Annotated in this window: 26 protein-coding genes and 2 pseudogenes; 8 read left to right on the forward strand and 20 right to left on the reverse strand. The window is 66.2% G+C overall.

Going from position 1 to position 27,000, the window contains the following annotated elements:
* Positions 1 to 228 precede the first annotated feature (228 nt).
* Positions 229 to 1,321, reverse strand: a pseudogene (locus OU682_RS08755) (IS3 family transposase); the annotation flags it as partial.
* Between the two features lie 39 nt (positions 1,322 to 1,360).
* Between OU682_RS08755 and OU682_RS24545 the strand changes: the two are divergent.
* A complete protein-coding gene (locus tag OU682_RS24545) occupies positions 1,361 to 1,726 on the forward strand; it encodes a hypothetical protein (protein WP_503634549.1) in 366 nt (121 codons plus the stop codon).
* Positions 1,727 to 1,897: 171 nt separating this feature from the next.
* On the opposite strand, the gene OU682_RS08760 is transcribed toward OU682_RS24545, so the two are convergent.
* The 9 genes and pseudogenes from OU682_RS08760 to OU682_RS08795 form a co-directional block, all read right to left on the reverse strand.
* A complete protein-coding gene (locus OU682_RS08760) occupies positions 1,898 to 2,287 on the reverse strand; it encodes a site-specific integrase (protein ID WP_268941703.1) in 390 nt (129 codons plus the stop codon).
* Between the two features lie 123 nt (positions 2,288 to 2,410).
* Positions 2,411 to 2,599 (reverse strand): hypothetical protein, encoded by a 189-nt coding sequence (locus OU682_RS08765; RefSeq protein ID WP_268941704.1) that lies wholly within the window; start codon positions 2,597 to 2,599, stop codon positions 2,411 to 2,413.
* Positions 2,600 to 2,771: 172 nt separating this feature from the next.
* Positions 2,772 to 3,068 (reverse strand): annotated as a pseudogene (locus OU682_RS24215) (Arm DNA-binding domain-containing protein); the annotation flags it as partial.
* 334 nt (positions 3,069 to 3,402) lie between these two features.
* Positions 3,403 to 4,704, reverse strand: a complete 1,302-nt coding sequence (gene preA, locus OU682_RS08770; protein WP_268941705.1) for an NAD-dependent dihydropyrimidine dehydrogenase subunit PreA — start codon at positions 4,702 to 4,704, stop codon at positions 3,403 to 3,405.
* Complete coding sequence (locus tag OU682_RS08775; RefSeq protein ID WP_268941706.1) at positions 4,697 to 5,503, reverse strand: class I SAM-dependent methyltransferase; 807 nt, start codon at positions 5,501 to 5,503, stop codon at positions 4,697 to 4,699. Before OU682_RS08775 ends, preA begins: the two co-directional genes overlap by 8 nt.
* Positions 5,503 to 6,843 carry an NAD(P)-dependent oxidoreductase gene (locus OU682_RS08780; protein ID WP_268941707.1) on the reverse strand — a complete coding sequence of 447 codons (1,341 nt, stop codon included), beginning with the start codon at positions 6,841 to 6,843 and terminating at the stop codon, positions 5,503 to 5,505. The genes OU682_RS08775 and OU682_RS08780 overlap by 1 nt, the downstream gene beginning before the upstream one ends.
* A gap of 98 nt (positions 6,844 to 6,941) precedes the next feature.
* The gene (locus OU682_RS08785; protein WP_268941708.1) at positions 6,942 to 8,240 is read right to left on the reverse strand and encodes an ATP-binding protein; all 1,299 of its coding nucleotides are present in this window, start codon (positions 8,238 to 8,240) and stop codon (positions 6,942 to 6,944) included.
* The gene (locus OU682_RS08790; protein ID WP_268941709.1) at positions 8,237 to 8,899 is read right to left on the reverse strand and encodes a response regulator transcription factor; all 663 of its coding nucleotides are present in this window, start codon (positions 8,897 to 8,899) and stop codon (positions 8,237 to 8,239) included. The genes OU682_RS08785 and OU682_RS08790 overlap by 4 nt, the downstream gene beginning before the upstream one ends.
* Positions 8,900 to 8,910: 11 nt before the next feature.
* Positions 8,911 to 9,246 (reverse strand): PepSY domain-containing protein, encoded by a 336-nt coding sequence (locus OU682_RS08795; protein WP_268941710.1) that lies wholly within the window; start codon positions 9,244 to 9,246, stop codon positions 8,911 to 8,913.
* 130 nt (positions 9,247 to 9,376) lie between these two features.
* Here OU682_RS08795 and OU682_RS08800 point away from each other — a divergent pair, with 130 nt between their 5' ends.
* Positions 9,377 to 10,492: a hypothetical protein gene (locus OU682_RS08800; RefSeq protein ID WP_268941711.1), complete on the forward strand. Its 1,116-nt coding sequence runs from the start codon at positions 9,377 to 9,379 to the stop codon at positions 10,490 to 10,492.
* 200 nt (positions 10,493 to 10,692) lie between these two features.
* Here the strand turns inward: OU682_RS08800 and OU682_RS08805 are convergent, their stop codons facing one another.
* The 6 genes from OU682_RS08805 to OU682_RS08830 form a co-directional block, all read right to left on the reverse strand.
* Positions 10,693 to 11,673: an ABC transporter substrate-binding protein gene (locus tag OU682_RS08805; protein WP_268941712.1), complete on the reverse strand. Its 981-nt coding sequence runs from the start codon at positions 11,671 to 11,673 to the stop codon at positions 10,693 to 10,695.
* A 25-nt stretch (positions 11,674 to 11,698) separates the two neighbouring features.
* Positions 11,699 to 12,541 carry an ABC transporter permease gene (locus OU682_RS08810; protein ID WP_268941713.1) on the reverse strand — a complete coding sequence of 281 codons (843 nt, stop codon included), beginning with the start codon at positions 12,539 to 12,541 and terminating at the stop codon, positions 11,699 to 11,701.
* Positions 12,538 to 13,401, reverse strand: coding sequence for an ABC transporter permease (locus tag OU682_RS08815; protein ID WP_268941835.1), 864 nt, complete (start codon positions 13,399 to 13,401; stop codon positions 12,538 to 12,540). Before OU682_RS08815 ends, OU682_RS08810 begins: the two co-directional genes overlap by 4 nt.
* 37 nt (positions 13,402 to 13,438) lie before the next feature.
* Positions 13,439 to 14,212 (reverse strand): ABC transporter ATP-binding protein, encoded by a 774-nt coding sequence (locus OU682_RS08820; protein WP_268941714.1) that lies wholly within the window; start codon positions 14,210 to 14,212, stop codon positions 13,439 to 13,441.
* 1 nt (position 14,213) lies between these two features.
* Entirely contained in the window at positions 14,214 to 15,665 is a 1,452-nt protein-coding gene (gene hydA, locus OU682_RS08825; protein ID WP_268941715.1) for a dihydropyrimidinase, read from the reverse strand.
* Between the two features lie 68 nt (positions 15,666 to 15,733).
* Positions 15,734 to 16,999, reverse strand: a complete 1,266-nt coding sequence (locus OU682_RS08830) for a Zn-dependent hydrolase (RefSeq protein WP_268941716.1) — start codon at positions 16,997 to 16,999, stop codon at positions 15,734 to 15,736.
* A gap of 218 nt (positions 17,000 to 17,217) precedes the next feature.
* On the opposite strand from OU682_RS08830, the gene OU682_RS08835 reads away from it, so the two are divergent.
* Entirely contained in the window at positions 17,218 to 17,835 is a 618-nt protein-coding gene (locus OU682_RS08835) for a TetR family transcriptional regulator C-terminal domain-containing protein (protein WP_268941717.1), read from the forward strand.
* On the opposite strand, the gene OU682_RS08840 is transcribed toward OU682_RS08835, so the two are convergent.
* Both OU682_RS08840 and mepK read right to left on the reverse strand, forming a co-directional pair.
* Positions 17,832 to 18,416: a TetR/AcrR family transcriptional regulator gene (locus OU682_RS08840; protein ID WP_268941718.1), complete on the reverse strand. Its 585-nt coding sequence runs from the start codon at positions 18,414 to 18,416 to the stop codon at positions 17,832 to 17,834. The two genes, OU682_RS08835 and OU682_RS08840, sit on opposite strands and share 4 nt — an antisense overlap.
* Positions 18,417 to 18,590: 174 nt before the next feature.
* The gene (gene mepK / locus OU682_RS08845; RefSeq protein WP_268941719.1) at positions 18,591 to 19,151 is read right to left on the reverse strand and encodes a peptidoglycan L,D-endopeptidase MepK; all 561 of its coding nucleotides are present in this window, start codon (positions 19,149 to 19,151) and stop codon (positions 18,591 to 18,593) included.
* Between the two features lie 383 nt (positions 19,152 to 19,534).
* Here mepK and OU682_RS08850 point away from each other — a divergent pair, with 383 nt between their 5' ends.
* From OU682_RS08850 to OU682_RS08865, 4 genes are all read left to right on the forward strand, one after another.
* Positions 19,535 to 21,061 carry a L,D-transpeptidase family protein gene (locus tag OU682_RS08850; RefSeq protein WP_268941720.1) on the forward strand — a complete coding sequence of 509 codons (1,527 nt, stop codon included), beginning with the start codon at positions 19,535 to 19,537 and terminating at the stop codon, positions 21,059 to 21,061.
* Positions 21,062 to 21,113: 52 nt separating this feature from the next.
* Positions 21,114 to 22,214, forward strand: a complete 1,101-nt coding sequence (gene lpxD / locus OU682_RS08855; RefSeq protein ID WP_268941721.1) for a UDP-3-O-(3-hydroxymyristoyl)glucosamine N-acyltransferase — start codon at positions 21,114 to 21,116, stop codon at positions 22,212 to 22,214.
* Positions 22,215 to 22,226: 12 nt separating this feature from the next.
* Complete coding sequence (locus tag OU682_RS08860) at positions 22,227 to 22,493, forward strand: acyl carrier protein (RefSeq protein WP_268941722.1); 267 nt, start codon at positions 22,227 to 22,229, stop codon at positions 22,491 to 22,493.
* Positions 22,494 to 22,555: 62 nt separating this feature from the next.
* A complete protein-coding gene (locus tag OU682_RS08865) occupies positions 22,556 to 23,764 on the forward strand; it encodes a beta-ketoacyl-[acyl-carrier-protein] synthase family protein (RefSeq protein ID WP_268941836.1) in 1,209 nt (402 codons plus the stop codon).
* A 61-nt stretch (positions 23,765 to 23,825) separates the two neighbouring features.
* Here OU682_RS08865 and OU682_RS08870 read toward each other — a convergent pair whose 3' ends face one another.
* Entirely contained in the window at positions 23,826 to 24,599 is a 774-nt protein-coding gene (locus OU682_RS08870; protein ID WP_268941723.1) for an invasion associated locus B family protein, read from the reverse strand.
* Between the two features lie 486 nt (positions 24,600 to 25,085).
* Here OU682_RS08870 and OU682_RS08875 point away from each other — a divergent pair, with 486 nt between their 5' ends.
* Positions 25,086 to 26,630, forward strand: a complete 1,545-nt coding sequence (locus OU682_RS08875; protein WP_268941724.1) for a helicase HerA-like domain-containing protein — start codon at positions 25,086 to 25,088, stop codon at positions 26,628 to 26,630.
* Here the strand turns inward: OU682_RS08875 and OU682_RS08880 are convergent.
* Positions 26,593 to 27,000, reverse strand: a complete 408-nt coding sequence (locus OU682_RS08880) for a DUF6477 family protein (RefSeq protein ID WP_268941725.1) — start codon at positions 26,998 to 27,000, stop codon at positions 26,593 to 26,595. The genes OU682_RS08875 and OU682_RS08880 overlap by 38 nt on opposite strands.

Genomic DNA, 27,000 nt, shown 5'->3' on the forward strand with positions numbered 1-27,000 from the left:
TTGGACATGTATAATCTCACTTGCTGGTCGGTGATGGGTTTGTAGGCCAACCCGGATCCTCCGTTTGACGGCAGAGGCTCCCGGTTTACCAACCCGCAGCGATCAGCACCTATCCCCGAAATCACTCAGGCCGGTGGGGCTGCACTCCAGACGGGCATACCCGTCTTCCGTTCAGCCCCACCGGCCAAGCTGGTTGTCGGCACCGGCCATGGTGTTTGTCGCCCAACAGTAGTGGCGGCGCCATCGCTCGATGAGGATCTGGGCCTCCCTGAGCGAATAGAAGACTTCTGCGTCCAGGAGTTCGTCGCGGAATCGAGCGTTGAAGCTCTCGCAATACCCGTTCTCCCAGGATGAGCCCGGCTCGATGAACGCGGTCTTGGCACCAACCGCGCCGATCCAGCCCTGCACCTTCTTGGCAATGAATTCCGCGCCATTGTCGGACCTTATGAACACAGGCGGGCCGCGCAAGATAAACAGATCCGTCAGGGCGTCGATTACGTCGGTGGAAGCAAGCTTGCGATTTACACGGATCACCAGCGCCTCCTTCGTGAATTCGTCGATGATATTGAGCGTTCGAAACAGCCGTCCGTCATGTGTCCGGTCCTGAACGAAATCATAGGACCAGACGTGGTTCGGGTGCTCCGGCCGGAGCCGGACGCAGGACCCATCGTTCAATCAGAGCCGGCCCTTCTTTGCCTGTTTCTGCGGGACCTTTAGCCCTTCACGCCGCCATACCCGTTCCACGCGTTTATGATTTACATGCCACCCGGCGTTGTTCAGCAGTCCGGTGATCATCCGATAGCCATATCGCCCGTAGGTGCGAGCGAGCGTGATAATGTCCTCCGTCAGCCGTTCTTCGTCCGGGGCGCCGCAAGGAGCTTTGCGCTGCGTCGGGCGGTGCTGCCCGAGGGTGCGGCAGGCGCGGCGCTCGGATATGTCGAGCGCCTGCCGCACATGATCGATGCACTTGCGACGGCGCGAAGGGCTTAGAAGTTTCGCTGCGCGGTCCTGCGGTTCCCCGTGCAGCCTCGCTCAGGATCGTTCGGCACGGCCTTGAACCAGTGGCGGCTCGCGCCTCACTGTCCAAGGTCAGATCTGATACCGCGCGCCGCAGCCGCTGGTTCTCCGCCTCAAGCTCCTTGAGCCGCTTGAGCTGATCCCGGTTCATGCCTCCATACTGCTTGCGCCAGCGATAATACGTCGGCTCGGTTACGCCGACCTGCCGCACCGCGTCAGAGATTGCCATTCCTTGTCCGTGAAGCACTTCGACCTGCCGAAGCTTCAGAACGATGTCTTCGGGTTTGTCTCGCTTGCCTGCCATCTGCTGGTCCTCCTGAACGGGATAACTCTATCCCAGTGGGTGGACCACTTCAGTGGGGGCACTCCAGTCGATGGTCTTCGGGGAAGATACATATCCAGGGGAGACAAGAAGTTTTCCTGCACCGTCGTAAATCGGCAGAGGGTCCGATCAGGGTCCGCGCATATTACTGTCCTTTGCTCGACCAGCCGTTATGGGCTGGGCGATATCACTTATGTATTCCAAAAAGATGCGCGAGAAGGAATCCCTAACGGGGGATTTACAGTTGAAGCAGATGAATACGAGCAGTTTCTACGCTCAGGGATGATGTCGTCTCACAAAGGGCATAATGGGAGAATGACACCCAAAGAGGCCGCCGAGGCGCTTTACGCAGAGTTCTTAGGTCAAGCAGGGATAGACTATGGCTGAGATGGGAGAACTTCGCTGCAATAACTGCGGCAACAGATTCTCGAAAGAGGTTCTTACGCCTGATGAGAGGGATGCGGCGCAAAAGGAACACAGGCCCTTATCGCCGGTTCATTGCCCGGCGTGTCATCGAACCGATATTCGTCGAGGGTGTGAGTAGGCCTTCATCGTCGGCTATGTGGACGAAAGATGCTCGTGCCAATCTGGTAATGCTCTAGGGCTACAAACCGATTGCTTCGCCCACATCTCACGCGCCCGCCTGACATCCAGCATGTTCAACTCATACCCGAACCTGGCCGGGATCTTGTCCGCTGCCGTGTTCCCGTAAGGCTCCCCTGGCCGCACCGGGTTCGGGAACACCCAGTCCCCCGCTGATGGCACACGCAGCGCCGCAGCCTCCTTCGGAAGTTCCAGCAGGGCATCATGGAGCGGCACCTCGATCTGCCGCGCTCCGTCTTTCTGCATGCTGGGGAAGCGCCACACGGCCGCGTCCTGATTAATCTGCTCCCAGCGCGCCAGACGGCACTCCTGCGGGTGCCGGGCGGTCAGGATCGTGAAGCGCACCAGCTTTAGGAGAGATGGCCGGGCGGTGCTGGCGGTGATCTCCTTCAGAAAGGCGGGAAGGGCGGCCAGGACGCGCTTGGTGCGGGCCTCTCCGTGCTTTGAGGTCAGTTTGGGGGGCGCGACCTAGGCGTAGCTGATGCCGGAGGCGGGGTTCTCCGCAATCAGCCCTTCCTGAACCGCCTCCTCGAAGATCCGGGTCAGCAGCGGCAGGGCCTTCCGGACAGAGGAGGGGCCGGCGTTCCGGCCGACTGCGGCCAGGGCGTCCGCCACGTCGGCGTTCCCGATCTCGACGAGTCCCAGAAGTGCCAGCATAGGATGGACGTGGTTGCGGAGCAGCAGATAGGCTTCCCGCTCCCTGGAGGGCTTCTCCGAGGCCGCTGCGCGGGACCGATACCGGTTCCTGGCAGAACTTCGCGAAGGTCAGCCTGCGGGGCTCTGGGGCGGCCACGGAGGGGTCTGGTCCGTCCCTGAACGGGTTCCCGCCGGCCCGGACCGTCGCCTTGTTTCTGGCGGCCGCCTTGCGAGCCTCTGCCGGGGAGACCTTGTGGGCGGACCCTAGGCCGATGTCCCGCCTCCGGCCATTCACGGTCAGCCGCTGCACCCAGCTCTTCCCGCCCGCCGCCGACACGACCAGGATCAGTCCGAGAGCGCCGTCGTGGTAGCTGCCCGCCTTGACGACGCGCCGGACGAAGGACAGGGTGAGAGGCTGAGCATGGTCAGGCAGGGGAGCGCCCCGCATGGCCCGTTCCCCACGAATTGACCCCCCGAACTGTCCCCACATTCCTTCCCCACGTTTCCCGGCGGTGTGGCCGCTGGGGAGAGAATAAGGGCGTCATAGGAAAAGCCTGTCAGGGAAGGTGAAAGCGAAGAATCACCGCAACCTTAGAGGCAGCAAAAATCGGCTCCTACACCAAAGAAAATCAGAGCCGAATGTTGACCGTGTTGTCGTGGCAACATCGCAACATGAACTGATGGTTTACAGTCTTTGCGCAAGCCCTTGATCCGGACTCGCGTTTTTTGTGGCGGTTTACAGAAAAAGCTGTAGAATTCAGGAAGACCTTATGCGTTTGGATATCGTAGGCCGGAAGTTCGAATCTTCTCGCCCCGACCATCGATCATTCCGCCGCCTTGACCGCCATCGGGTTGTTCGGATGGGTCGTCCAGTTGGCATGGGTGCCGCGGCGCAGGCCAGTGCGCAGGTCCATCTCTCCGACGGCCAGTTCGCGCATGGTGATGCAGTTCTCGACCGGGCAGACATCCAGGCACAGGTTGCAGGCGACGCATTCGTCCTCCTTCACCTCGAAGACGCGGCCGGGAAGCATGGCGATGGCCTGGTGGCTGGTGTCCTCGCAGGCGGCATAGCAGCGGCCGCACTTGATGCACAGGTCCTGGTCGATGCGGGCCTTGGTGACATAGTTCAGGTTCAGATACTGCCAGTCGGTGACGTTCGGGACCGCGCGGCCGATCAGGTCGGACAGCGCCATGTCGTGGCTGTCCAGGTAATCGCGCAGGCCGGTGATCATCTCCTGCACGACCTTGAAGCCATAGGTCATGGCCGCTGTGCAGACCTGCACCGTCCCCGCGCCAAGGACCATGAACTCGGCCGCGTCGCGCCAGGTCGTGACCCCGCCGATGCCGCTGATCGGCAGGCCATGGGTCGCGGGGTTGCGCGCGATTTCCGCCACCATGTTCAGCGCGATCGGCTTGACCGCCGGGCCGCAATAGCCGCCATGCGCCCCCTTGCCGTCGATGGTGGGTTCGGGCGCGAACAGGTCCAGATCGACCGAGGTGATGCTGTTGATCGTGTTGATCAGGCTGACGGCATCGGCGCCGCCGCGCATCGCGGCCTCGGCCGGCTTGCGGACATCGGTGATGTTGGGCGTCAGCTTCACGATGCAGGGCATCCGGCTGTACTGCTTGACCCAGCGGGTCACCATCTCGATGTATTCCGGCACCTGGCCCACGGCGCTGCCCATGCCGCGTTCGGACATGCCATGTGGGCAGCCGAAGTTCAGTTCCACCCCGTCCGCGCCGGTATCCTCGATCCGGGACAGGATGTCGCGCCAGGACTGCTCGTCGCAGGGGACCATCAGGCTGATGACCATGGCACGGTCGGGATAGTCGCGCTTGACCTGCTTGATCTCGCGCAGGTTCACCTCCAGCGGGCGGTCGGTGATCAGTTCGATGTTGTTCAGCCCCAGGACGCGGCGGTCGGGCCCGTGGACCACGCCATAGCGCGGGCCGTTCACGTTGACGACCGGCGGGCCTTCGGCGCCCAGCGTCTTCCATACCACGCCGCCCCACCCGGCCTGGAAGGCCCGGCGGACGTTGTATTCCTTGTCCGTGGGCGGGGCAGAGGCCAGCCAGAACGGGTTGGGGGACTTGATCCCGACGAAGTCGCTGCGCAGGTCAGCCATTGCCGTCATCCTTCACGCCAAGGGTGAATATCATCTGAACCGGGGCCAGGGTGCCATCTCGCACGGCTGCCCGGATATTCGCCGCCCGGTCCGGCGGCATTCCGCGTCCCGGTCCGGCGGCAATCAAGTCGTCCAGAAAGGTCAGCGCTTCCGGCGCGCGGGCCTGACGCGCCGTTTCGCGGAAACCCGCGGCAGCGGCGCGTTCGGCGTAGGTATCGGGTGTTTCCACGAAGGAAATCGCCTCTGTGCCCGCCCACGGCATGGGATAAGCCAAGTCACCCGAGCCGACCCGCATCACGTCATAAACCCCGAAGCGTCCGCCGGGCCGCAGCACCCGGGCGACCTCGGCGAACAGCGCGCCTTTGTCCGGAATGTTCATCCCGACATGCAGCATGATCGCGGCATCGAAGCTGCGGTCGGGAAAGGGCAGGGACAAGGCGCTGCCCTCGCGGAAGGAGGCGCCCGTGGTGCCGGTCCGCCGCGTCAATTCGACGGCAACGGTCACGAACTCCGGCGTCAGGTCGATGCCCTCCACCTGTGCCCCGCGCCGCGCGGCCGTCCGGGAGGCCGCGCCGATCCCGCAGCCGATGTCCAGAACCGTTTCGCCAGGCCGGACCGCCAGTGCATCCAGCAGCAGTTCGGTCGCGCGCCAGCCGCCCAGATGCATCGAATCAAAGGGTTGCAGCGCCTCGACCGTGAGATGCCCGGGATCTCCGCCGTTGGCGGCGACAAGGCCAAGGATACGCTCCAGTGTCTGGCCGCTGGCATAATTGGCGCTGACCCGCGTTTCGAGCGTCATCATCCCCTCATCAGAATGGCGTGGATATCCTCGGCAGCGTCGCGGCCCTCGGCGACGGCGGTGACGGTCAGGTCATCGCCCCCCGCTGCACAGTCCCCACCGGCCCAGATGCCGGCGATGCTGGTCCGGCCGGGGCCCGTGACGGCGATCTTGCCACCGTCCAGCGCCAGCGCCTCGGGCACGCCGTCCAGCCGCTGGCCGATGGCGCGGAACAGCTGGTCGGCCTTCAGGCGGAAGCGGTCGTCAGTCATGCGCAAGCCGCCGTCGGGATCGATCTCGGTATAGGCGAACTCGACCTCGACCACCGCGCCGTTGCCATGGACCTTCACGGGGGCGGCATTGCAGATGATGCGCACGCCGGCGCTGGTCGCGTGGTCCTGTTCGTGGCGGCTCGCGCCCATTTGCGACTGGTCGCGGCGATAGACGATGGTGGCGTTTTCCGCGCCCAGCAGTTTCGCCTGCACGGCGGCGTCCACCGCCGTCATGCCGCCGCCGATCACCACCACGTCGCGCCCGACGGGCAGGGTGGTCAGGTCACTGGCCTGCCGCAGGTCGCGGATGAAGCTGACCGCGTCCAGGACGTTGCGGCGGTCCTCGCCCTCGGCCCGCAACGCGTTCACGCCGCCAAGGCCCATGCCCAGGAACACGGCGTCGTATTCCGCCCGCAGCATGTCCAGCGTGATGTCGCGGCCCAGCCGGTAATCGTGGCGCAGGGTGATCCCGCCGATGCCCAGCAGCCAGTTCACCTCGGCCTGGGCGAAGCCGTCCACGGCCTTGTAGCTGGCGATGCCGTATTCGTTCAGCCCGCCGGGCTTGGGCCGCGCCTCGAAGATCGTGACATCGTGGCCCTTGGCTGCCAGCCGGTGCGCGGCGGAAAGGCCCGCCGGTCCCGCGCCGACCACGGCGATGCGCTTGCCGGTGGGCGCTGCCCGGAGGAAGGGGTGGACGGGCTGCGCCATCATCCCGTCCGTGGCGTATCGCTGCAGGGCGCCGATCTCGACCGGCTTGCCCTCGGCCTCCATGCGGACGCAGGCGCCCTCGCAGAGGTTCTCGGTCGGGCAGACGCGGCCGCACATGCCGCCCAGGATATTGGCGTGGAAGATGGTCATCGCCGCCGCGTCCGGGGTGCCGGTCGCGATCTGGCGGATGAACAGCGGGATGTCGATGCTGGTGGGACAGGCCGTGATGCAAGGCGCATCGTGGCAGAAATAGCAGCGGTCGGCGGCCACCCGGGCCTCGTGGTCGTCCAGCGGCGGAGCGACATCAACGAAATTCGCTGCCAGTTCGGATGGGGTAAGGCGGCCGGGGACGACGCCCGGCGCCAGTCTCGCTTGGGACATCTACGTCTCCTGGCTCACCTGTTGGCAAGAATCAGGCTGACACAGGGCCGATTTTTTATCAAATGGTAAAACTTCGCCGGATGCGTTTTGCGGAAATTTCAGGCAGGCAGGTCGAGGATGGCCGACAGCCCGCCAAGTCGCGCCCGGTCCAGCCGCAGGTCCCCTCCATGCAGCGCCGCCAGATCAGCCGCGATGGCCAGCCCAAGGCCGGACCCCGAGGCGCCTTGTTCGTCCAGCCGGCCTCCCCGGATCAGCGCGCGGGGGGCGTCGGTTTCCGCCATGCCGGGGCCGTCATCCTCGATGCGGATGGTCAGGCGATCGGCCCGGGTGACGGTGATCGCCAGCTGGCTTCGTCCCCATTTGACGGCGTTGTCGGTCAGGTTGCCGATCATCTCCTCCAGATCCTGCCGTTCGCCGGCGAAGGCGGCAGTGTCAGGGCAGTCGATGCGCGCGGTCATGCCCTTGTCCCGCATGGGCCAGCGCAGGACCATCAGGATGTCGTCGATCACCGGCCGCACGAGGGTCCGCTGGCCCAAGACCCTTGGCCCGGCGGATCGCGCGCGGCGCAGGTGCCAGCCGATCAGCCGGTCCATGCGCGAGATCAGCGTTTGGCCCTTGTGGTCGGCGGGCAGTTCGTTCGCCAACGCGGCCAGGGGGGTCTTCAGCGAATGCGCGAGGTTTCCCAGATGCTGCCGGGAACGGGCCAGCAGGCTGGCGTTCTGGTCCAGGGCCGCGTTGATCTCGGCCACCAGGGGGCGCAGTTCGCGGACGAGGGGCGGGGTCAGGCGGTCCTTCTGACCCGCGCCGACCCGCGCCAGATCGCGGCGCACCTGGTTCAGGCTGTCCAGCCCGGCGGTGACCTGCACGACGCTTGCCACCGCCATGACGATGCCAAGAACGGCCAGTGCGATCCCCAGCGGCCGGCTGATCTGGCGCAGGCTGTCGTCGATCTGCGCGCGCGGCGCGGTGACGGTCACCGCCACCGGCGCATCGCTGTCTGGCAGGCTCACCTGCCGCCGCAACACGCGCAGCGGGGCCCCATCCGCGCCGGTCCCCCGGCCACCCGCGAAATCGCCCGCTGGTCCCTGCAAGCGCCCGTCCAGCAGCGACCCCGACCGGGCGATCACCGCATCGCCTGCCTGGACCTGCCAGTACCAGCCGGTCAGGGGCAGGTCGAAGCGCGGATCGGCGGGGGGATCGTCCAGTTCGACCCGGCCGTCCTCCTCGACCTCGGCCGAGGCGATCAGCGCGTCGGCAAGGGCCGCGGCCTCGGCATCGAAGCGGTCCGTGACGAAATCCTCCAGCAGGGCCGAGATGAACAGGAAGGCCGCCAGCAGCGCCGCGCCCAGCCAGGCGGCGGCCAGCAGCAGCAGCCGCCCGCGGATCGAGCGGATCATGCCGGCGCCCGCAGCAGATAGCCCTCGCCCCGGCGCGTCTCGATCACGCCCTCGCCGACCTTCCTGCGAAGGCGGCCGATCACGACCTCGATGGACTTGAAGTCGCGGTCGGCACCGGCGTCGTAAAGGTGGTCCGACAGTTCCGTGCGGCTGACGATGCGGTTCTGGTGATGGATCAGATAAGCCAGGATGCGCTGCTCGAATCCGGTCAGCTTCAGGGCCAGGCCGTCGCGGGTGACGACGCCAAGCTGGCTGTCCAGCGTCAGCGCGCCCGCGCGGATCACCGGACGGACATGGCCGGCGGCACGGCGGATCAGGGTCTGGCAACGCAACACGACCTCGTCCAGTCGGAACGGCTTGACGGCGTAGTCGTCGGCCCCGGCGCGGAAGCCCGCGACCTTGTCGGTCCAGTCGCCGCGCGCCGTCAGGATCAGGACAGGCACGGTCAGCCCCGCGTCGCGCCAACGGGTCAGAACCTCGATCCCCGGCATCCCCGGCAGGCCCAGATCCAGGATCGCCACGTCATAAGCCTCGGTCGCGCCCAGATATTCGCCCTGCGCGCCATCCGCCGCGCAGTCGGTCACAAAGCCCGCGTCCTGCATCGCGGTGGCAAGCTGTTCCGACAGGACGGGATCATCCTCGACGATCAGGGCACGCATGGAGGGTCCTTCTAATCCTGTTCCACCGGCTTGCGCGCGGCAAGCTGTCCGCGCCCCGTGACCGACAGGAACCGGCCATCGCGGGCATCGAGGCGGATGTCCAGCAGGTTGCGCTGCGGCGTCAGAAGCCGGAACTGATAGACCAGCTCCGCGCCAAGGTCGCGCTCCCGGGGCAGGGGCGGGCGGATGTTGGCCGCCAGCAGCCGGCCTTCGTAGCGTTCGGACACGGCGGCGGCGAGGTCGTGAAAGGGCAGGGGCCGGAACTGGCTGATCGCGGGTGCGCTGTCCTGCGCCAGCGCCGGGGCGCAGGACAGCACGAGCAGGGCAAGGACGCGGATCAGGGTCATGGCGCCAATCTAGCGTGCCGGACCGAAATGGAAACCAAACAGGGCATTGGCGATTCATTCGGTGACGGGGCGCTAGAAAGCGATTCGTCAGGGCGGCTTGCCGCTCATCAGGACCGAAAGGAAGACCGACATGGCCATTCACAGATTCACCACCTCGGCTGCGATGCTGGCGCTGGTCGCCGGGCTAGGCTCGGCCGCCATGGCGCAGACCGCGCCCTCTGGCGCCGACCTGCCCGCGCCGCTGGCGGGGCTGAACCTGAACAGCCTCGAAATCGACACCGACCGCAACGGAATGCGCGAGATCGAGGGCCGCACGGCCGACGGCGTGGACATCGAAGCCAGGATCGACCGCGACAACAATCTGGTCAAGGTCGAGGCGGATGATGGCGTCCTGCCGCAATCGCTTGTCGATGCCATTGTGCCGGCCGAACTGCGCGGGCATCAGGCCCTGGCGCTGTTCACCTCGATGACCGAGATTCGGAAGCACCCCGAGGGCCTGATGCTCAAGGGACGCCAGAGTGCTGGCGACGATATCGCGGTCCGCTTCGACAGCCAGAACAGGCTGACCCGCATCGACGTGGACAACGGCGCTGTTCCCGCCGAACTGGCCAACACCCTGCTGCCGCAGGCGATCCGCGAAAACGAACTGATCGGCCAGTTCGCCCGGATCGAAGAGATCGGCACTCGTGAGAGCCACGTCATGCTGCGCGGCGAGGATGCCTCGGGCGAGGACATGCGCGCCATGTTCGACGCCGATGGCCGCGTGCTGCGCTTTGGCCGCGAGGATGACGACGGCCCGCGTGGCGAACGCGGCCACGGCAGGAATGGCGACCACGATCACGAGCACGGCCTCCGCATGGGTGATCGAGAGCATGGCGAGCACGGCAGGCACATGGGTGAACGCGGCCACGAAGGCCATGGGATGCACGGCGAGCACGGCCCGCGCGGGGACCGGCCGATGGGCGATGGCCCGCGCGGCGATGGGCCCGCAGGCGATGGTCCCGCAGGCGATGGCCGCCGCGCGGCAGGCCCGGCGCCGGTTCCGGCGGATTTCGACGCGGTAGCGGTCAACCAGAAGCTGACGCAGGCGGGCTACAAGGAGTTCGGCTTGCTGCGCGCCGACGGCCCGCGCCTGATGCTGGAGGCGACCAACCCCCAAGGCGAGTCGGTGATGCTGGAACTCGACCCGAAAGGCGAGCTGGTCCGCGAAACCGCGCGACAAGCAAAACCGGCGACAGCCCCGTGATATGGCGTTCCCTGCGGGGGTTCACCGCAACAGGCCCACGCTGATGGCGGCCACGAAGCTGCCGAAGGCAAGGCCCCGGAGGGCGGCAGGTTCATGACCGGTGCCAGGGCGTGTAGCCCGCAATGTTGCGCGGGCTGCAAGAAGATGGGGGGCTGTCTGCCCCCCAAGCCCCCCGAGGATATTTGCGTGAAGAAGAAGCCCTAGTTGACGGCTTGCCGGGTGACGTCATGGGTGAAGGCGCCCTCGGGCGTCTTCGAGATCACCGGATCGGAGCCGCCCGCCATCAGCGTGTCAACGGTGCGCTGGTAATCGGCCTCGTCCAGGGTGCCGTTGGAGCCCGCGGTCAGCTTGCCGATTTCCTTCACCATGCGGACCTGGTGGTCCAGGGTCTGGGCGCCGGTCTCGTCGTTTTCCAGCACGATCTCGGCCGCTTCCTGGGGGTTCTCCTCGGCATATTTCCAGCCCTTCATGCTGGCGCGCACGAATTTCACCAGATCGGCGACCTTGGCCTGATCCTGCAGCGTGCTTTCGAGGACGTAGAGCCCGTCCTCGAGCGTGGCAACGCCCTGGTCCTCGTATTTGAAGGTCACCAGATCCTCGGGCGCGATGCCGGCGTCCAGGACCTGGCCATATTCGTTATAGGTCATGGTGCTGATGCAGGCCGCCTGCTTCTGCAGCAGGGGATCGACATTGAAGCCCTGCTTGAGGACGGTGACGCCATCCGGCCCGCCCTCGGTGGACAGGCCGAGCTGGCTCATCCAGGACAGGAACGGGTATTCGTTGCCGGAAAACCAGACGCCGAGCGTCTTGCCCTTGAAGTCGGTCTTGGGGTCGCTGATGCCGCTTTCCTTCAGGCAGGTCAGCATCATCCCCGACGCCTTGAAGGGCTGCGCGATATTGACCAGCGGCAGGCCCTTTTCTCGCGCGGCAAGCGCGGCGGGCATCCATTCGACAATGACATCCGCGCCGCCGCCTGCCAGCACTTGGGTCGGCGCGATATCCGGGCCACCGGGCAGGATCGTCACGTCCAGCCCTTCTTCCTCGTAAAAGCCCTTGTCCTTGGCAACGTAATAGCCCGCGAACTGGGCCTGCGTGACCCATTTCAGCTGCAGGGTCAGTTCCTGCGCCTGGACCGCGCCGCCTGCCAGCACAAGAATGGTGCCCAGCATCAGTGGTTTCATCTTTCCCTCTCCTGTGTGTGGGGGATTACCCCCGTTGACGGCGCTGTGACGGGTGCCAGAACGTCACCTTCTTTTCGGCCAGCGCCACGATGCCATAGAACAGCGATCCCGCGATCGCCGCCACAAGGATTTCCGCCCAGACCAGCGGCAGATCCAGCCGCCCCACGGCGGTCGAGATCCGAAAGCCCATGCCCCTGGTCGGGCTGCCGAAGAATTCGGCCACGATGGCGCCGATCAGGGCAAGGGTGGTGGTGATCTTCAGCCCGTTGAACAGGAACGGCATCGCGGCGGGCAGGCGCAGCTTCCACAGGCTGGCGCCATAAGGCGCGGCCCAGGTCGCCATCAGGTCTCGCTGCATCGGCTCGGTCGCGGCAAGGCCCGCCACCATGTTCACCAGGATCGGGAAGAACACCATGACCACGACCACGGCGGCCTTGGACTGCCAGTCGAAGCCGAACCACATCACCAAAATGGGCGCGATGCCGACGATGGGCAGGGCGGCCACGAAATTTCCGATGGGCAGCAGCCCGCGTTGCAGGAAGGGGCTGCGGTCGATGGCGATGGCCGTGGCGATGGCGGCGGCCGCCCCGATCAGCCAGCCGGTCAGCGCACCCTTGAGGATCGTCTGCACGAAATCGGTCCACAGGATCGCGGTGTTCCGGGCAAAGCTGGCGCCGATCTGGCTGGGCGCGGGCAGGATCACCGGCGGGATGGCATAGATCCGCACGGCCATCTCCCACAGGATCAGGATCGTGGCGCCGAAGATCAGCGCCACCGCCAGCCGGGTCGCGCGCGTGTCGAACCGGGACAGCCAGGTGTTGAGGCCGAGGGCCCCCAGCCAGACCGCAAGGATGGGCAGGGCGCTCATCTGGCCATCCCCATGCGGCGCAGGGTCAGCCGCTCGACGGCGCCGATCAGCATCACCAGGGCGGCGGCCAGGATGGCAGCGGCGAACAGCGCCGACCAGATCTGCACGGTCTGGCCGTAATAGCTGCCCGACAGCAGCCGTGCCCCAAGTCCGGCGGTAGCACCTGCCGGAAGCTCGCCCACGATGGTGCCGACAAGCGCCGCGGCAATGGCGACCTTGAGGCTGGCGAACAGGTAGGGCAGCGAACTGGGCAGCCGCAGGTTCCAGAATTGCCGCGCGCGCGAGGCGTTCCAGCTGTGCATCAGGTCAAGCTGCATCGCATCGGGCGTGCGCAGGCCCTTGACCATGCCGACCAGCACCGGAAAGAAGGACAGCCAGGCCGCGATGATGGCCTTGGGCAGCAGGCCGGTGATGCCCATGCTGGCAAATACCACGATCACCATCGGCGCGATGGCCAGGATCGGCACCGTCTGGCTGGCCACGGCCCAGGGCATCACCGACTGGTCCATGGCACGGTTGTGGACGATGCCCACGGCAAGGCCGATCCCCGCCGCCGTGCCGATCGCGAAACCGGCCAGCGTCGCCGACAGCGTGACCCAGCCATGCCAGACGAGGCTGCGCTTCGAGGTGATCTTCTGTCCCGCGACCCCCTCCCACAACCCTGCCGCCACCTGGTGCGGGGCAGGTAGCACCGGCCGTTCCAGCGTCAGCGTCTGGCGGATCAACTCGCCCGAGGTCAGCACGGTATCGGCCCGCGCCGCCTGGTCGCGCACCCAGGGCGCATTCATCCAGACGGCGGCCAGATACCATATTGCGACAATCGCCAGCAGCACGGTCAGGATCGGCAAGGCGCTTCGCAGGCCGGGGTTCGCCCCACCATGCCCCCGCGCCACGGCCTCAGTCATAGCTGTGCCCTTCGCGCAGCCCCTCGCGGACCTGCTGGGCGAGCGCAATGAATTCGGGCGTGTCGCGGATTTCCAGCGGGCGCTCGGGGGGCAGGGGGCTGTCGATGACCCGCGTGATCCGGCCCGGACGCGGCGACATGACGACGATCCTGGTGGAGAGATACACCGCCTCGGGGATCGAATGCGTGACGAAGCCGATGGTCTTGCCGGTCTTCTTCCACAGATCCAGCAAGGCCTCGTTCAGCCGGTCGCGCACGATCTCGTCCAGGGCGCCGAAGGGTTCGTCCATCAGCAGGATATCGGCATCAAAAGCCAGAGCGCGGGCGATGGAGGCACGCTGCTGCATCCCGCCCGACAGTTGCCAGGGATACTTGCCGCCGAAGCTGCTCAGATCGACTAGGTCCAGCACCCGCGCGATCCGCTGCATCCGGTCCGCCCTGGAAAAGCCCATGATCTCCAGCGGCAGGCTGACATTCCCGGCAATCGTCCTCCAGGGATAAAGCCCCGGTGCCTGGAAGACATAGCCATAGGCCCGCCTGCGCCGCGCCTGGTCGGGCGTCATGCCCGCGACCGCCAGAGTTCCCGCCGTAGGGGTTTCCAGCGCGGCGATGGCCCGCAGAAAGGTGGTCTTGCCGCAGCCGGACGGCCCGATGAAGCTGACGAAATCGCCCCGGTCGATGGTCAGGCTCACGTCCTTCAGCGCATGGACGGGGCCGTCGGCAGTCTGGAAGGTCAGGGAAACGTCGCGGGCCTCGATGGCGGTCAAGTCACACCCCGCTTGCCGGGATGCCCGACCGTTCCACCGGGCGCGGCGCGGTCAGTTCCTTCCAGGCGGACAGGGCGCGGTTCACGGTTCCTCGCGGCTCTCGGGCGACGAACTCGCCATGGCCCTCGCGCGGATCGAGCTTGCCGCCGTCCACCGCCACATGCCCGCGTGTCAGGACATGGCGCGGCAGGCCCTTCACACGCTGACCCTCGAATACGTTGTAGTCGATGGCCGATTGCTGAGATCCGGCGGTGATGGTCTTCTCGGCCTCGGGATCCCACACGACCAGATCCGCATCGCTGCCGACCAGCACCGCGCCCTTCCTGGGATACATCCCCAGGATCTTGGCGATATTGGTCGAAGTCACGGCCACGAATTCATTGGGTGTCAGCCGCCCAGTCGCAACGCCATGGGTCCACAGCATCGGCATCCGGTCCTCAAGACCCCCGGTGCCATTGGGTATCTTGGTGAAGTCGCCGATGCCGGTCCGCTTCTGCTGGGTGGTGAAGGCACAGTGGTCGGTCGCAACCACCGACAGAGACCCCGATTGCAGCCCCGCCCAGAGGCTGTCCTGATGCAGCCTGTTGCGGAACGGCGGCGACATGACGCGCCGCGCGGCGTGGTCCCAGTCGGCGTTGAAATATTCGCTTTCATCCAGGGTCAGGTGCTGGATCAGCGGCTCGCCCCACACGCGCTTGCCCTGGGCGCGGGCACGGCGGATCGCCTCGTGGCTGTCCTCGCAGGACACGTGAACCACATAAAGCGGCACGCCCGCCATGTCGGCCACCATGATGGCGCGGTTGGTGGCCTCGCCCTCGACCTGCGGGGGGCGCGAATAGGCATGGGCCTCGGGGCCGGTATTGCCTTCCGCCAGCAGGCGGGCGGACAGCTCGGCGACCACGTCGCCATTCTCGGCATGGACCAGGGCCACGCCGCCAAGATCGCCCACCCGGCGGAAGGACGCGAACAACTCGTCGTCATTCACCATCAGCGCGCCCTTGTAGGCCATGAAATGCTTGAAGCTGGTGATGCCGCGATCCACCACCGCCTGCATCTCGTTGAACACCTGCTCGCCCCACCAGGTGACGGCCATGTGGAAGCTGTAGTCGCAATGCGCCCGGCCAGACTTGTTGTCCCACATCTGCAGCGCGTCCAGCAGCCCCTGCCCGGGAGAGGGCAGGGCGAAATCCACCACCATGGTCGTGCCGCCCGCCAACGCGGCGCGCGTACCGCTGTCGAAATCATCGGCGGAATAGGTGCCCATGAAGGGCATCTCCAGATGCGTATGCGGGTCGATCCCGCCCGGCATGACCAGGCAGCCCGTGGCGTCCAGAACCTTGTCGCCCACCAGACCATCGCCGATGGCCGCGATGCGCCCGCCCTCGATCAACACATCCGCCTTGTAGGTCAGGTCGGCGGTGACGATGGTTCCGCCGCGAATAACCGTGCTCATCCCCATCCCTTTCATTTTGGCCTAAATATCCCGGGGGTCCGGGGGCTGGCCCCCGGTCCTTGCCTGCCTCAGTCAACCACCTCGGCCGCATCCAGAACGGCGTGCAGCAGCACATCCGCCCCGGCCTCGGCCCATTCGGGGCTGATCTCCTCGGCCTCGTTGTGGCTCAGCCCGTCCACGCAGGGGCACATGATCATCACCGTCGGCGCGACGCGGTTGATCCAGCAGGCGTCGTGCCCCGCGCCCGAGACGATGTTCATTTGGCTGTAGCCCAGGCGTTCGGCGGCGTTCCGGACCTTTTCCACAAGGCCCGGATCGAAGGTGACCGGATCGAAGTGGCCGACCGGCTCGATCTTGATGCCCAGGCCCAGTTCGGCGGCGATCCTGGGCGCCTCCTCCTCCAGTCGCGCGCGCATGGCGTTCAGCTTGGACAGGTCGGGCGAGCGGAAATCGACGGTGAAGACCGCCCGGCCGGGGATCACGTTGCGGCTGTTCGGCCAGACATTGGCCTGGCCCACGGCGCCCACGGCGTCGGGCTGGTGATCCATGGCGATGCGGTGCACGGCCTCGATGATCCGCGCCATGCCGAGGCCGGCGTTCACGCGCATGTGCATGGGCGTCGATCCCGTATGCGCCTCTTTCCCGGTCAGCGTGACTTGCAGCCACCACAGGCCCTGGCCGTGGGTGACGACGCCGATCTGCTTGCCTTCGGCCTCCAGGATCGGACCCTGTTCGATGTGGTATTCGAACATCGCATGGATCCTGCGGGCGCCCGGCTGTTCGTCCCCGCGCCAGCCGATGCGGTCCAGTTCGTCGCCGAAGCGCCTGCCATCGGCATCGGTGCGGCTGTTGGCGTAATCCTCGGTCAGGACGCCCGCGAAGACGCCCGAGGCCAGCATGGCTGGGGCAAAGCGCGTGCCTTCCTCGTTCGTCCAGTTCGCCACGACGATCGGGCGGCGGGTGGTGATCCCCATGTCGCGGATCGACCGGATCACCTCCAGCCCCGAAAGCACGCCCAGCACGCCATCGAACTTGCCGCCGGTGGGCTGGGTGTCCAGATGGCTGCCGATATAGACGGGGTCCAGATCCGGCTCGGCCCCTTCGTGGCGCATGAACATGCTGCCCATCCGGTCCACGCCCATGGTCATGCCCGCATCCTCGCACCAGCGGCGGAACAGGGCGCGGCCCTCGGCATCGGCATCGGTCAGGGTCTGGCGGTTGTTGCCGCCGGCCACGCCGGGGCCGACCCTAGCCATCTGCATCAGGCTGTCCCACAGCCTTTCGCCATCGACCTTCATGTTGGCAGCCGGAACCAGCCCGCTGGCGTCGGTCATCTGTCGTCCTTCCTGTCTGGCCGCCCCGTTCTGGCGCGGGGTCGGCTTGATCGGGGTCCGGCGGTCCACCGGGCGGCCATGCGGCCTAAGCCCCTTCCTTTATTGACCAATTGGTCAGGAACAGGCTAGCACGGGTCGGGGTTCAGTCAAGCATCCAGAAAGGCGCCGGGATGCCCGATGCCCAAAATAGCGCCAACGGCAAAGGCGGAGCCTCAGACATGGCAGATCAGTCCGGACCGACCCTGACCCGCATCCAGCAGAAGAACCGCGACCTGATCCTGGAAGGCGCGCTGTCCGCCTTTTCGACCAATGGCTTTCGCGGCGCGACGGTGGACCAGATCGCCGAGGCGGCGGGCCTGTCCAAGCCCAATGTGCTGTATTACTTCCCCACCAAGGACGAAATCCACAAGACGCTGCTGACGACGCTGCTTGACATGTGGCTGGCGCCCATGATGCGCATCGACCCGAAGGGCGAGCCCCTGGCCGAGGTGATGGCCTATGTCCGCGCCAAGTTGGAAATGTCGCGCCGCTTTCCGCGCGAAAGCCGGCTGTTCGCCTATGAGATCCTGCAAGGGGCGCCCCATCTGACGGAAATCCTGGGCGGCAGCCTGCGCGGGATCGTCGATACCGCCGCCGCCATCCTGCAGAACTGGATGGACCAGGGCCGTCTGGCGCGGGTCGATCCGCATCACCTGATCTTCTCGATCTGGGCGCTGACCCAGCACTATGCCGATTTCGACGTGCAGGTCCGCGCGGTGCTTGGCCCCGGCCACGACCCCTTTGTCGAGGCGGAACCCTTCATCGATAACCTTTACCGCAAAATGCTGAGCGTCTAGCAGGGACGCCGGCCCAGCATCTCGGCTGCGGACTGGATCAGCGACAGGTTCTCGCGCGCGGCCACGATGAAATCGTCGGCCTCTCCGCTGGTCCATTCCTTTGTGGCGGCATTGGTGGCGGCGACAATGGCGGCGGCCAGGATCTCGATCTGCGCGGGCTTCGCGTCGGGGCAGCGGCGGCGCAGCAGGTCGCGCATCTGGGCCCGCCGCGACAGCACGGTAGAGTTGCGCAGGGCGTCCAGCTTGGGGTCGGTATCCGACAGGGCCAGGATTTGAACCAGCATTTCCCGTTCATCCAGAAAGCGCGACAGATGGGCGGTGATCAGGCGGTTCAGATCCTCGATCAGGGTGCCGCCGCCGTTGACGAATTGCTCCGAGGCTTCTGCGGGATAGTCGGGCGGCGGCCCCATCATGGCCGCTTCCTTGTAGGGGTAATAGTTGAAGAAGGTGCGGGTGCTGATTCCCGCCTCGCGCGCGATCGCCTCGGTCGTGACATTCGCCAGTCCGTCGCGCACCGCCAGCTGGACCGCCGTCGCCTGGATCTTCTTGGCGGTTCGATAGCGGCGCGTCGTCTGCGGCATCATGCGGCCTTCTGTGTCGTGCTGATCTCGAAAAGGTTTCCGCAACGACCGGGCTTCGTCAAGATGCATCCCGCAGGGGCAGGCGCGGCACGGTAGTCCGGGCTGCCACACAAAAGGCGCCGCGCGCAAGGGTGCGAGCGGCGCAGGGTCGAAGCGATCAGGGTCTGGGGCTGTTCAGGCGCCCCAGTTGCGAACCGGACCGCAGTCCATGTGGACGAAGTTCGAACGCGAGTACTTGCCCACGCCCCCGGCGCGGCAGGACATCGCGGCCTTGTACATCTGCCCGACCGAACGCGACTTCAGCCGCAGGTCGGCAGCCTTGCCCACCATGTGCAGCGAATTGCGGGCGACCCCGCCGGAGCTGCGGCGCAGCATCGCGTTGGTGCGCGGCGAGCGATAGCCGGACAGCATCATGTAGGGCTCGTTGGTCTGCAGCAGCCGGTGCGAGGCCGCGGCGACATCCACGGTGCGCGGGTCGATCCCGATCGCCTCGCCCGTGCGCCAGTCGCGCATGAAGATGTTGATCTCGTTCAGGGCTTCCCGGATGTACTTGCCGTCGACCCAGTAGACGGTGTCGAGGCTTTCGCCGGTCCTGCCCGAATACATGCGGATGCGGCGCATGTCGCCCGCCCCGCGAAGAAAACCGAAGGCGTTGGCCATTACCGGCGCGGCCGTCACGGTGGTCGCCGCGAACACGCCAAGGATGCCGCGGCGCGAAAGAAGGTCCATTGTCATGTCAGATCGCCTGTCCCACTTCGTCTTTTGTCCGCCACATCCTTGCGGCGCCACCAGGGTTATCCCCGGCTACTTAACAATATGTCAAAAGACCGTGCGCTCAGAAATAGATTCCTGCTCCCAAGAGATGTATTTTCACGATCTTAGGCGAAATCCTGCCGATGTCAGCCCTGTGTTGCGAATGCGTCCCGGCGCTGTGGCACTGGTGCAACCATTGTCACCCTGCGGTTAGCAATAACCCCGCATTTACTGGTAGGGGCCCGTTCTCGATGGCAGATTTGGGTCAAGACCAGGATGGAGTGCCCATGCGCGGCGTTTGGCGGATTGCTGCTATTCTTCTGATTATAGGCGCTCAATCGGTGGTTGCGCAGCCGCAAGCGGGGTTGGCGCGTTCCGTCGGTGTTGCCGCCGCACCACGCTTGGATTTCTCGGCCGCCGAGATGGCGCTGGCGCAGGCCGCCGCGGCCAATCCGGATCTTGCCGCCTATTACGGCACGCATGGTCTAAAGCCGGTCTTCCTGGGACCCCAGGGGGCTGCGCGGCGCGCGGCGCTGCTTGGGGCCGTGGCGCTGGGGCCGTCGCATGGCATTCCCGCAGGCCGTTATGCCGCCGAGGCGCTTGCCAAGGATGCCACCGATGTCGCCACCGAGGTGGGGCAGGCGCGGATCCTGGCGCGATACCTGCGCGACATGACGGGCGGGATCGTCCGTCCCGCCCGGGTCGATTCCCTGATCAAGCGCGAAGTCAGGCGACCCCCCATCGACCGGCTGATCCACGACTTTACCCAGGCCCCTGATCCGCAGCGGTTCCTGCTGGACCTGCAGCCGCGCCACCCCGCCTATCTGGCCTTGCAGGACGCGCTGGCGGGCGGCAAATCCCTTGGCGTTCCCGCCCACCTGCCACGCATTCCCGAAGCGATGTGGCGCATCGGCGCGCGCGGCGAGGGTGTGCTGTCCCTGCGCGCACGCCTGGACAGCATCGGCTTCACCGCGCCCGCGGCCGATCCCAAGGTCTATGACGCGGGGCTGGCCGATGCGGTCGCGCGCTATCAGGCGGCGGCCGGGCTGCCTTCGGACGGCGTGGCGGGACCAAAGACCATCCGCCACCTGAATGGCGACGTGCCCGACGACAGCCGCAGCCGCGCGATCGTCGTGGCGCTGGAACGGATGCGCTGGATGGCGGGCGAGGATCTGTCTGCCCGCCATGTCTGGGTCAACATTCCAGAATATACCGCCCGGATCATGGATGGCGGGGCCGAGGTGTTCCGCACCCGCACCGTCGTGGGCAGCACCGATCACGACCGGCAGACCCCGGAATTTTCGGACGAGATGGAGTATGTCGTGGCCAATCCGCGCTGGAACGTGCCGCGGTCGATCACGGTCAAGGAATACCTGCCCAAGCTGCAGGCCAACCGCCATGCCGTGTCGCATATCGACGTGGTGGACGGGAACGGCAACGTGATCTCGCGCGACCGCATCGACTTCGGCCGCTATACGGCGGCGAATTTTCCCTATCGGATGCGGCAGAAGGCCAGCGGCGACAATGCGTTGGGGCTGGTGAAGTTCATCTTCCCGAACCCTTGGAACATCTATCTGCACGACACGCCGACCAAGCACCTGTTCGGGAACGCCGCGCGCGCCTATTCGCATGGCTGCATTCGCATCGGCGACCCGTTCGACCTGGCCCATGCCCTGCTGTCGGTCCAGGCCAAGGATCCTCAGGCGATGTTCCAGCGGGCGCTGGATCGCGGCAAGGAAACCTGGTTGAAGCTGACGCCCCCGGTTCCGGTCCATCTGGTCTATTTCACGGCTTTCCCCGATGCCGATGGAACCATCCGCCGGTTCGAGGATGTCTATGGCCGTGACGCGTTGCTCTATGACGCGATTCAGAAGGCCGGACTGGATTCGTAGGCCCGGAAGGTCTAAGTCGCTTTCCGACACGAAGGCGGTCCGGGGGGCGACCATGGCAATCACCATTCGCGAATTGGCGCAGGCACTGGACGCGCAAGGCTGGGGCGATCTGGATCTGCCCGTGACGGGTGCGGCCGAGCCGGCTGCCACCGGCCCGGTCGGCCCCGAAGGCGGCGTGATCGCCATGGCCATGGCTCCGAAATACGCCGAGGCCCTGCGGCCCGGCAGCATCGCGATCCTGGCGGAAGGGATGGACCCCGAAGCTTTCGGCTTGAAGGCTGCGATCTTCGCGCCCCGTCCGCGCCTGCTGATGGCGGGCCTGACGCGGGCCTTCGACCCCGGTCCCGGCATCGCCCCCGGCATTCACCCGACGGCGGTGATCGATCCGTCGGCCCAGGTCGGGGAAGGCGCGGCTGTCGCCCCCTTCGTGGTGATCGGCCCCGAGGTGCGGATCGGACGCAGTGCGCGGATCGGGCCGCATGTCTCGATCGGTCGCGGCTCGCGGCTGGGCGCTGACGCACTGATCCATGCGGGCGCGCGCATTGCGCACGGCGTGACGGCAGGCGACAGGCTGATCGTGCAATCGGGCGCGGTGATCGGCGGCGACGGCTTTTCCTTTGTCACGCCCGAGGAATCGGGGATCGAGGAAATCCGCCGCACGCTGGGCGTGCGTGACAAGATCAAGCAGCAGCACTGGACGCGGATCCATTCGCTGGGCGGGGTGGAGATCGGCGACGATGTCGAGATCGGCGCCAATGCCACCATCGACCGGGGCACGATCCGCGCGACCCGCGTGGGCAGCGGCACGAAGATCGACAACCTGGTGATGCTGGCTCACAACGTGGTGGTGGGCGACGATTGCCTGCTGTGTTCTCAGGTGGGCATCGCCGGTTCCTCGAAGGTCGGCAACCGCGTCGTCTTGGCCGGAAAGGTCGGCGTCAGCGACAATATCGAGATCGGCGACGACGTGATCGCCGGCGGGGCCACGAAGATCTTCACCCGCGTGCCCGCCGGCCGCGTCATCCTTGGCAATCCGGCGGTGAAGATGGAAACGCAGATGGAGATCCAGAAGGCCATGCGCCGCCTGCCGCGATTTGCACAACAACTGGCAAAGCTTCAGGAAACTGTTACACGACTGTTGGAGAAGGGCTGAGCAGGAGGCTTCATGACCGACCAGATCAGAGACCGCATCACGGCCATCATTGCCGAACAGGCCATGCTTGAACCCGACCAGATCAGCGACGAATCCACCCCGCAGGATTTGGGCATCGACAGCCTGGGGCTGGTCGAATCGATCTTTGCGCTGGAGGAGGAGTTCGACATCTCGATCCCCTTCAATGCCAATGAGCCGGACAAGTCGGATTTCGACATCTCGACCATGGGCACGATCATCGCGGCCGTCGAACGGCTGGTGGCGCAGAAGGCCGCATGAGCCCGAAGAAAACTGGAAAGAAGGCCGAAGCAGCGGCTGCCGAGCCGCGCCCCTTGGCCGGGTTGCGGCGGGTCGTGATCACCGGTGCGGGCACGATCAACGCGCTTGGCCATGACGTGCCGGCAACGCTGGCCGCCTTCCGCGAGGGGCGCTGCGGCATCAGCCAGCTGGATTTCCGCGACGTGGACCGGCTGTCGATCCAGATCGGCGCGCAGGTTCACGACTGGCGGGCCGAGGATTACTTCAACCGCCAGCAAATCCTGCTTTACGACAAGTTCACGCAGTTCGCGCTGCTGGCCGCCAAGCAGGCGGTTGCGCAATCGGGGCTGGATTTCCAAGGCGCGCTTGGCCTGCGGTCGGGCGTCGTTCTGGGCACGGCGGGCGGCGGGCTGAACACCTGGGACGAGAACTATCGCACGGTCTATGAGGAAGGGAAGAACCGCGTCCATCCTTTTGTCGTGCCCAAGCTGATGAACAATGCCGCGGCCAGCCATGTCAGCATGGAATTCGGATTGCGCGGCCCGGCCTTCACGGTCGCAACCGCCTGCGCCAGTTCCAACCACGCCATGGGTCTGGCCTTCCAGATGATCCGCTCGGGTGGGGCCCAGGTCATGCTGACCGGGGGATCCGAGGCGATGCTGTGCTTTGGCGGGGTCAAGGCATGGGAAGGGCTGCGCGTCATGTCCAAGGATGCCTGCCGCCCGTTTTCGGCCAACCGCAACGGCATGGTCCAGGGCGAGGGGGCAGGCGTCTTCGTCTTCGAGGATTACGAGAACGCCCGCGCCCGCGGCGCCGACATCCTGGCCGAGGTGGTGGGCTTTGCCATGTCCTCGGACGCTCAGGACATCGTCATGCCTTCGGCCCAAGGGGCCGAGCGGGCCATCACTGGCGCGCTGCAGGACGCGGGCCTGAACCCCGAGGATGTTGGCTATATCAACGCCCACGGCACCGGCACGGCTGCCAATGACAAGACCGAATGCGCGGCTGTGGCCCATGCCTTCGGGCATCATGCGGACCGGTTGATGATGTCGTCCACCAAGGCGATGCATGGCCATGTCATCGGCGGCACCGGCGCGGTCGAACTGCTGGCCTGCATCATGGCGCTGCGCGAGGGCGTGATCGCGCCGACCATCGGCTATCAGGAAGCCGATCCCGAATGCGCGCTGGACGTGGTCCCGAACGAGGCACGGCAAGCCCGCGTCGATGCCGTCCTGTCCAACGCCTTTGCCTTTGGCGGGCTGAACGCCGTGATCGCCCTGCGCCGGGTCTGATGTCCGGGCAGGAAAAAACCGCGCCCGGTGGGGCGCGGTTTGCAGGTCGTCGTGGTCCGGATCAGTTGGCGGGCGCTTCTTCGGCGGGCGCGTCCGGCGCGGGGGCAGCTTCGGCCGCGGGGACGGGCTCGTCGGCATAGGCGGACAGCGCGTCGAAGGCGGCCGTGAAGCCCGACAGCGACAGCTTCAGTTGCACGGGCTTTTCGCGATCCCCACCAAAGGGCAGCAGGGACACAGTCGCCTGGCTCCCGCGCTTCAACTCGTCAAGCTCGGCCTGGGTGAAGCCCAGGCGGGACACGCAGCCGACCGGCGCGCAGAAGCTGAACGGATAGCCGCGCGGCTCGGCATTGCCGACGGCCAGGCCAAGGCCCTGGATCAGGTCGGTTTCCAGCGGCGCGATCAGCGTGGCCCCCGCCGCGACATCCTTGGAGTTCTTCAGCGGGATCAGGGTCATCTCGGCGACCGAATTCCCCTCGGCGTCCTTCATCAGCTGATACAGTTCGCACGGATCCTTGCCCTGTTCGGCCTTCAGGCAGCGCGTCGTCCAGTCATTGTTGGTGGCCTTGACGTAGTACTGGCCGGCCTGCGGTTCGCCAGTGGCGGGCGCGGCTGCGGGTGTGCCGGCGGCAGGGGCGGGGGCATCTGCGGCAGGCGCATCAGCCGCAGGAGCGGCGGGGGCGTCGGCGGCGGGGGCGTCGGCGGCAGGGGTGGCGGGGGCGTCGGCCGCAGGGGCCGGGGCGGCGGGCGTAGCCGGAGCAGTGGTTTCCTGCGCGAAGGCCGGAGCCGCGGCCAGGGCAAGCGCGGCCAGAAGGGCCCGCGAGGGTGTGATCGGCATGGTTGTTTCGTCCCTTTGCTCAATGCGTTGGCCGGGCCTAGCATGTCCGGTGCGCTTTGTCAGGCTGCATCGGAGCCGCCCTGTTCACCAAGCGTTGAATCGCGTTGAGCCGGCGGTCATTTGCTTGTCATCACGCTGACACGGATGCGTGGCACAAGCCGCATGGGCAAATGAAAGGGGCCGTGGCAAGAACCACGACCCCGGCGCCATGGGCGCTGTCTTCCCCCTGCCGGACTGGCCGGTCATCATTGAGGCACACGCTAGTCGCGCCGTTGTGATCCGTCAACAGTTCCGTGACATGGCCCCGATCACAAAAAAAAAGCCGCGCCCGGAGGCGCGGCAGTCCAACAGGGAGGAAGGTTCGTCATCGACGACCATGATGCCGAACGATTCGCATACTGGCATGGTTGCATTAACACGGTATTATCGGACCGGACGCTGCATCGGCAGGCGGCGCAACGGGCGCGGCAACGCAGGGGGACATGCATGACGGGCGTGGTGGACCAGCAGGCGCATACGGTGTTCGTGGGCGGAGGCGGACCCGGCCATGCCGCCCCCCAGACCCTGTTGTTGCGATATGCCAACCGTCACGGACTGATCGCAGGCGCCACCGGTACGGGCAAGACGGTCACCCTGCAGACCCTGGCCGAAAGCCTGTCCCTGGCCGGCGTGCCGGTCTTTCTGGCCGATGTGAAGGGCGACCTGGCCGGCATGGCGCGGTCGGGCACCACGGATGCGAAACCGCACGAAAGCTTTGCCGCCCGGGCCGCGCAGATCGGGATGTCGCTAGACTACCAGGCCTTTCCGGTCACGTTCTGGGATGTCTGGGGCGAAAAGGGCCACCCCGTCCGCACCACTCCGGCCGAGATGGGGCCGCTGCTGTTGTCGCGTTTGCTGGATCTCAGCGATGCGCAGGAAGGGGTGATGAACATCGCCTTTCGCCTGGCCGACGAACAGGGGCTGGCGCTGCTGGACCTGAAGGATCTGCAGGCGATGCTGGTCTGGGTCGGCCAGAACGCCGCCGACCTGTCGTTGCGCTATGGCAATGTCAGCACCGCCAGCGTGGGCGCCATCCAGCGGGCGCTGCTGGTGCTGGAGAACCAGGGCGGCAACAGCCTGTTCGGCGAACCCGCGCTGGAACTGGCCGATCTGATCCGGCAGGACGACACCGGCAAGGGGATGGTCAACATCCTCGCCGCCGACCGGCTGATGCATTCGCCGCGCCTTTACGCGACCTTCCTGCTGTGGCTGTTGTCCGAATTGTTCGAACAACTGCCCGAGGTAGGCGATCCCGACCGCCCGCGCGTCGCCTTCTTCTTCGACGAGGCGCACCTTTTGTTCGACGACGCGCCAAAGGCTCTGGTCGAAAAGATCGAGCAGGTCGCGCGATTGATCCGGTCCAAGGGTGTCAGCCTCTGGTTCATCAGCCAGAGCCCCGCCGACATTCCCGAAGACGTCCTGAGCCAGCTTGGCAACCGCATCCAGCACGCCCTGCGCGCCTTCACGCCCAAGGACCAGAAGGCACTGCGCATGGCCGCCGGGAATTACCGGGCCAATCCCGGCTTCGACACCGCCGAGGCGATACAGAATGTCGGCACCGGCGAGGCGGTGACTTCGCTGCTGGAAGAAAAAGGCGTGCCGGGCATCGTGCAGCGGACGCTGATCCGCCCGCCCTTCAGCCGCATGGGCCCGATTTCGGACAGTGAGCGAGCCGAGGTGATGGCGGCGTCGCCCATGGCGGCGAAATACGCGCGATCCATCGACCGCGAGTCCGCGCAGGAACTGCTGGCGCGCAAGACCAGGGAAGCGGCAAGGGCAGAGGACGAGGCCCTGTTCGACATGAACCGCGACGAATACCGCAATGCCCGCCGTTATCAGCTGCGGGACCAGGCGCGACCCACCCGCGCGCTGTCGTCCCGCAGCGATTCGATCGTGGAAACCTTCGGCAAGAGCCTTGCGCGACAGCTGGGCACGAAATCCGGGCAGGCCATCGTCAGGGGTGTGCTGGGATCGCTGCTGCGGGGCCGCTGAGTGCTACGCCAGCCTGGGCCAGCATCGCCGCGCCGATCCTTGCGCCCGTCCTGACCGGCACCGGCGTATCGCCCACGGCCGCACGCATTTCCGCCAGGATGGCGATCATCAGCAGGACATGGCGATGCATGTCGTAATCCGCCGCGCGTTGCAGCCGCGCCTCGTTCAGGGCCGCTTCCTCGGCGCGCAGGCGGGGCAGGCTGGCGCCGGGGGCGGGGCAATGATCCGCCCGCAGCAGGCGTTTCAGATCGCGCTCGCGGCGCCAGCCGGCCTGCCCCTCGCGGGCGGCGCGGATCAGGACGCGCGGGCGGCGCAGCGGCTCGGCCGCGGGGCGGGGGCGGAAGGCGATCACGTTCGGCATGTAGCTCAT

The organism is Paracoccus benzoatiresistens (assembly GCF_026913015.1).
GTDB classification, from domain to species: Bacteria; Pseudomonadota; Alphaproteobacteria; order Rhodobacterales; family Rhodobacteraceae; genus Paracoccus; species Paracoccus benzoatiresistens.

Bases quoted from the DNA above. Each gene is read 5' to 3' on its own strand.
- OU682_RS08765 (WP_268941704.1), bottom strand. From the start codon at position 2,599: ATGCTGGCACTTCTGGGACTCGTCGAGATCGGGAACGCCGACGTGGCG.
- preA (WP_268941705.1), bottom strand. From the start codon at position 4,704: ATGGCTGACCTGCGCAGCGACTTCGTCGGGATCAAGTCCCCCAACCCG.
- OU682_RS08775 (WP_268941706.1), bottom strand. From the start codon at position 5,503: ATGACGCTCGAAACGCGGGTCAGCGCCAATTATGCCAGCGGCCAGACA.
- OU682_RS08780 (WP_268941707.1), bottom strand. From the start codon at position 6,843: ATGTCCCAAGCGAGACTGGCGCCGGGCGTCGTCCCCGGCCGCCTTACC.
- OU682_RS08785 (WP_268941708.1), bottom strand. From the start codon at position 8,240: ATGATCCGCTCGATCCGCGGGCGGCTGCTGCTGCTGGCCGCCGCCTGG.
- OU682_RS08790 (WP_268941709.1), bottom strand. From the start codon at position 8,899: ATGCGTGCCCTGATCGTCGAGGATGATCCCGTCCTGTCGGAACAGCTT.
- OU682_RS08795 (WP_268941710.1), bottom strand. From the start codon at position 9,246: ATGACCCTGATCCGCGTCCTTGCCCTGCTCGTGCTGTCCTGCGCCCCG.
- OU682_RS08800 (WP_268941711.1), top strand. From the start codon at position 9,377: ATGGCCATTCACAGATTCACCACCTCGGCTGCGATGCTGGCGCTGGTC.
- OU682_RS08805 (WP_268941712.1), bottom strand. From the start codon at position 11,673: ATGAAACCACTGATGCTGGGCACCATTCTTGTGCTGGCAGGCGGCGCG.
- OU682_RS08810 (WP_268941713.1), bottom strand. From the start codon at position 12,541: ATGAGCGCCCTGCCCATCCTTGCGGTCTGGCTGGGGGCCCTCGGCCTC.
- hydA (WP_268941715.1), bottom strand. From the start codon at position 15,665: ATGAGCACGGTTATTCGCGGCGGAACCATCGTCACCGCCGACCTGACC.
- OU682_RS08830 (WP_268941716.1), bottom strand. From the start codon at position 16,999: ATGACCGACGCCAGCGGGCTGGTTCCGGCTGCCAACATGAAGGTCGAT.
- OU682_RS08835 (WP_268941717.1), top strand. From the start codon at position 17,218: ATGGCAGATCAGTCCGGACCGACCCTGACCCGCATCCAGCAGAAGAAC.
- OU682_RS08840 (WP_268941718.1), bottom strand. From the start codon at position 18,416: ATGCCGCAGACGACGCGCCGCTATCGAACCGCCAAGAAGATCCAGGCG.
- mepK (WP_268941719.1), bottom strand. From the start codon at position 19,151: ATGACAATGGACCTTCTTTCGCGCCGCGGCATCCTTGGCGTGTTCGCG.
- lpxD (WP_268941721.1), top strand. From the start codon at position 21,114: ATGGCAATCACCATTCGCGAATTGGCGCAGGCACTGGACGCGCAAGGC.
- OU682_RS08860 (WP_268941722.1), top strand. From the start codon at position 22,227: ATGACCGACCAGATCAGAGACCGCATCACGGCCATCATTGCCGAACAG.
- OU682_RS08870 (WP_268941723.1), bottom strand. From the start codon at position 24,599: ATGCCGATCACACCCTCGCGGGCCCTTCTGGCCGCGCTTGCCCTGGCC.
- OU682_RS08875 (WP_268941724.1), top strand. From the start codon at position 25,086: ATGACGGGCGTGGTGGACCAGCAGGCGCATACGGTGTTCGTGGGCGGA.
- OU682_RS08880 (WP_268941725.1), bottom strand. From the start codon at position 27,000: ATGAGCTACATGCCGAACGTGATCGCCTTCCGCCCCCGCCCCGCGGCC.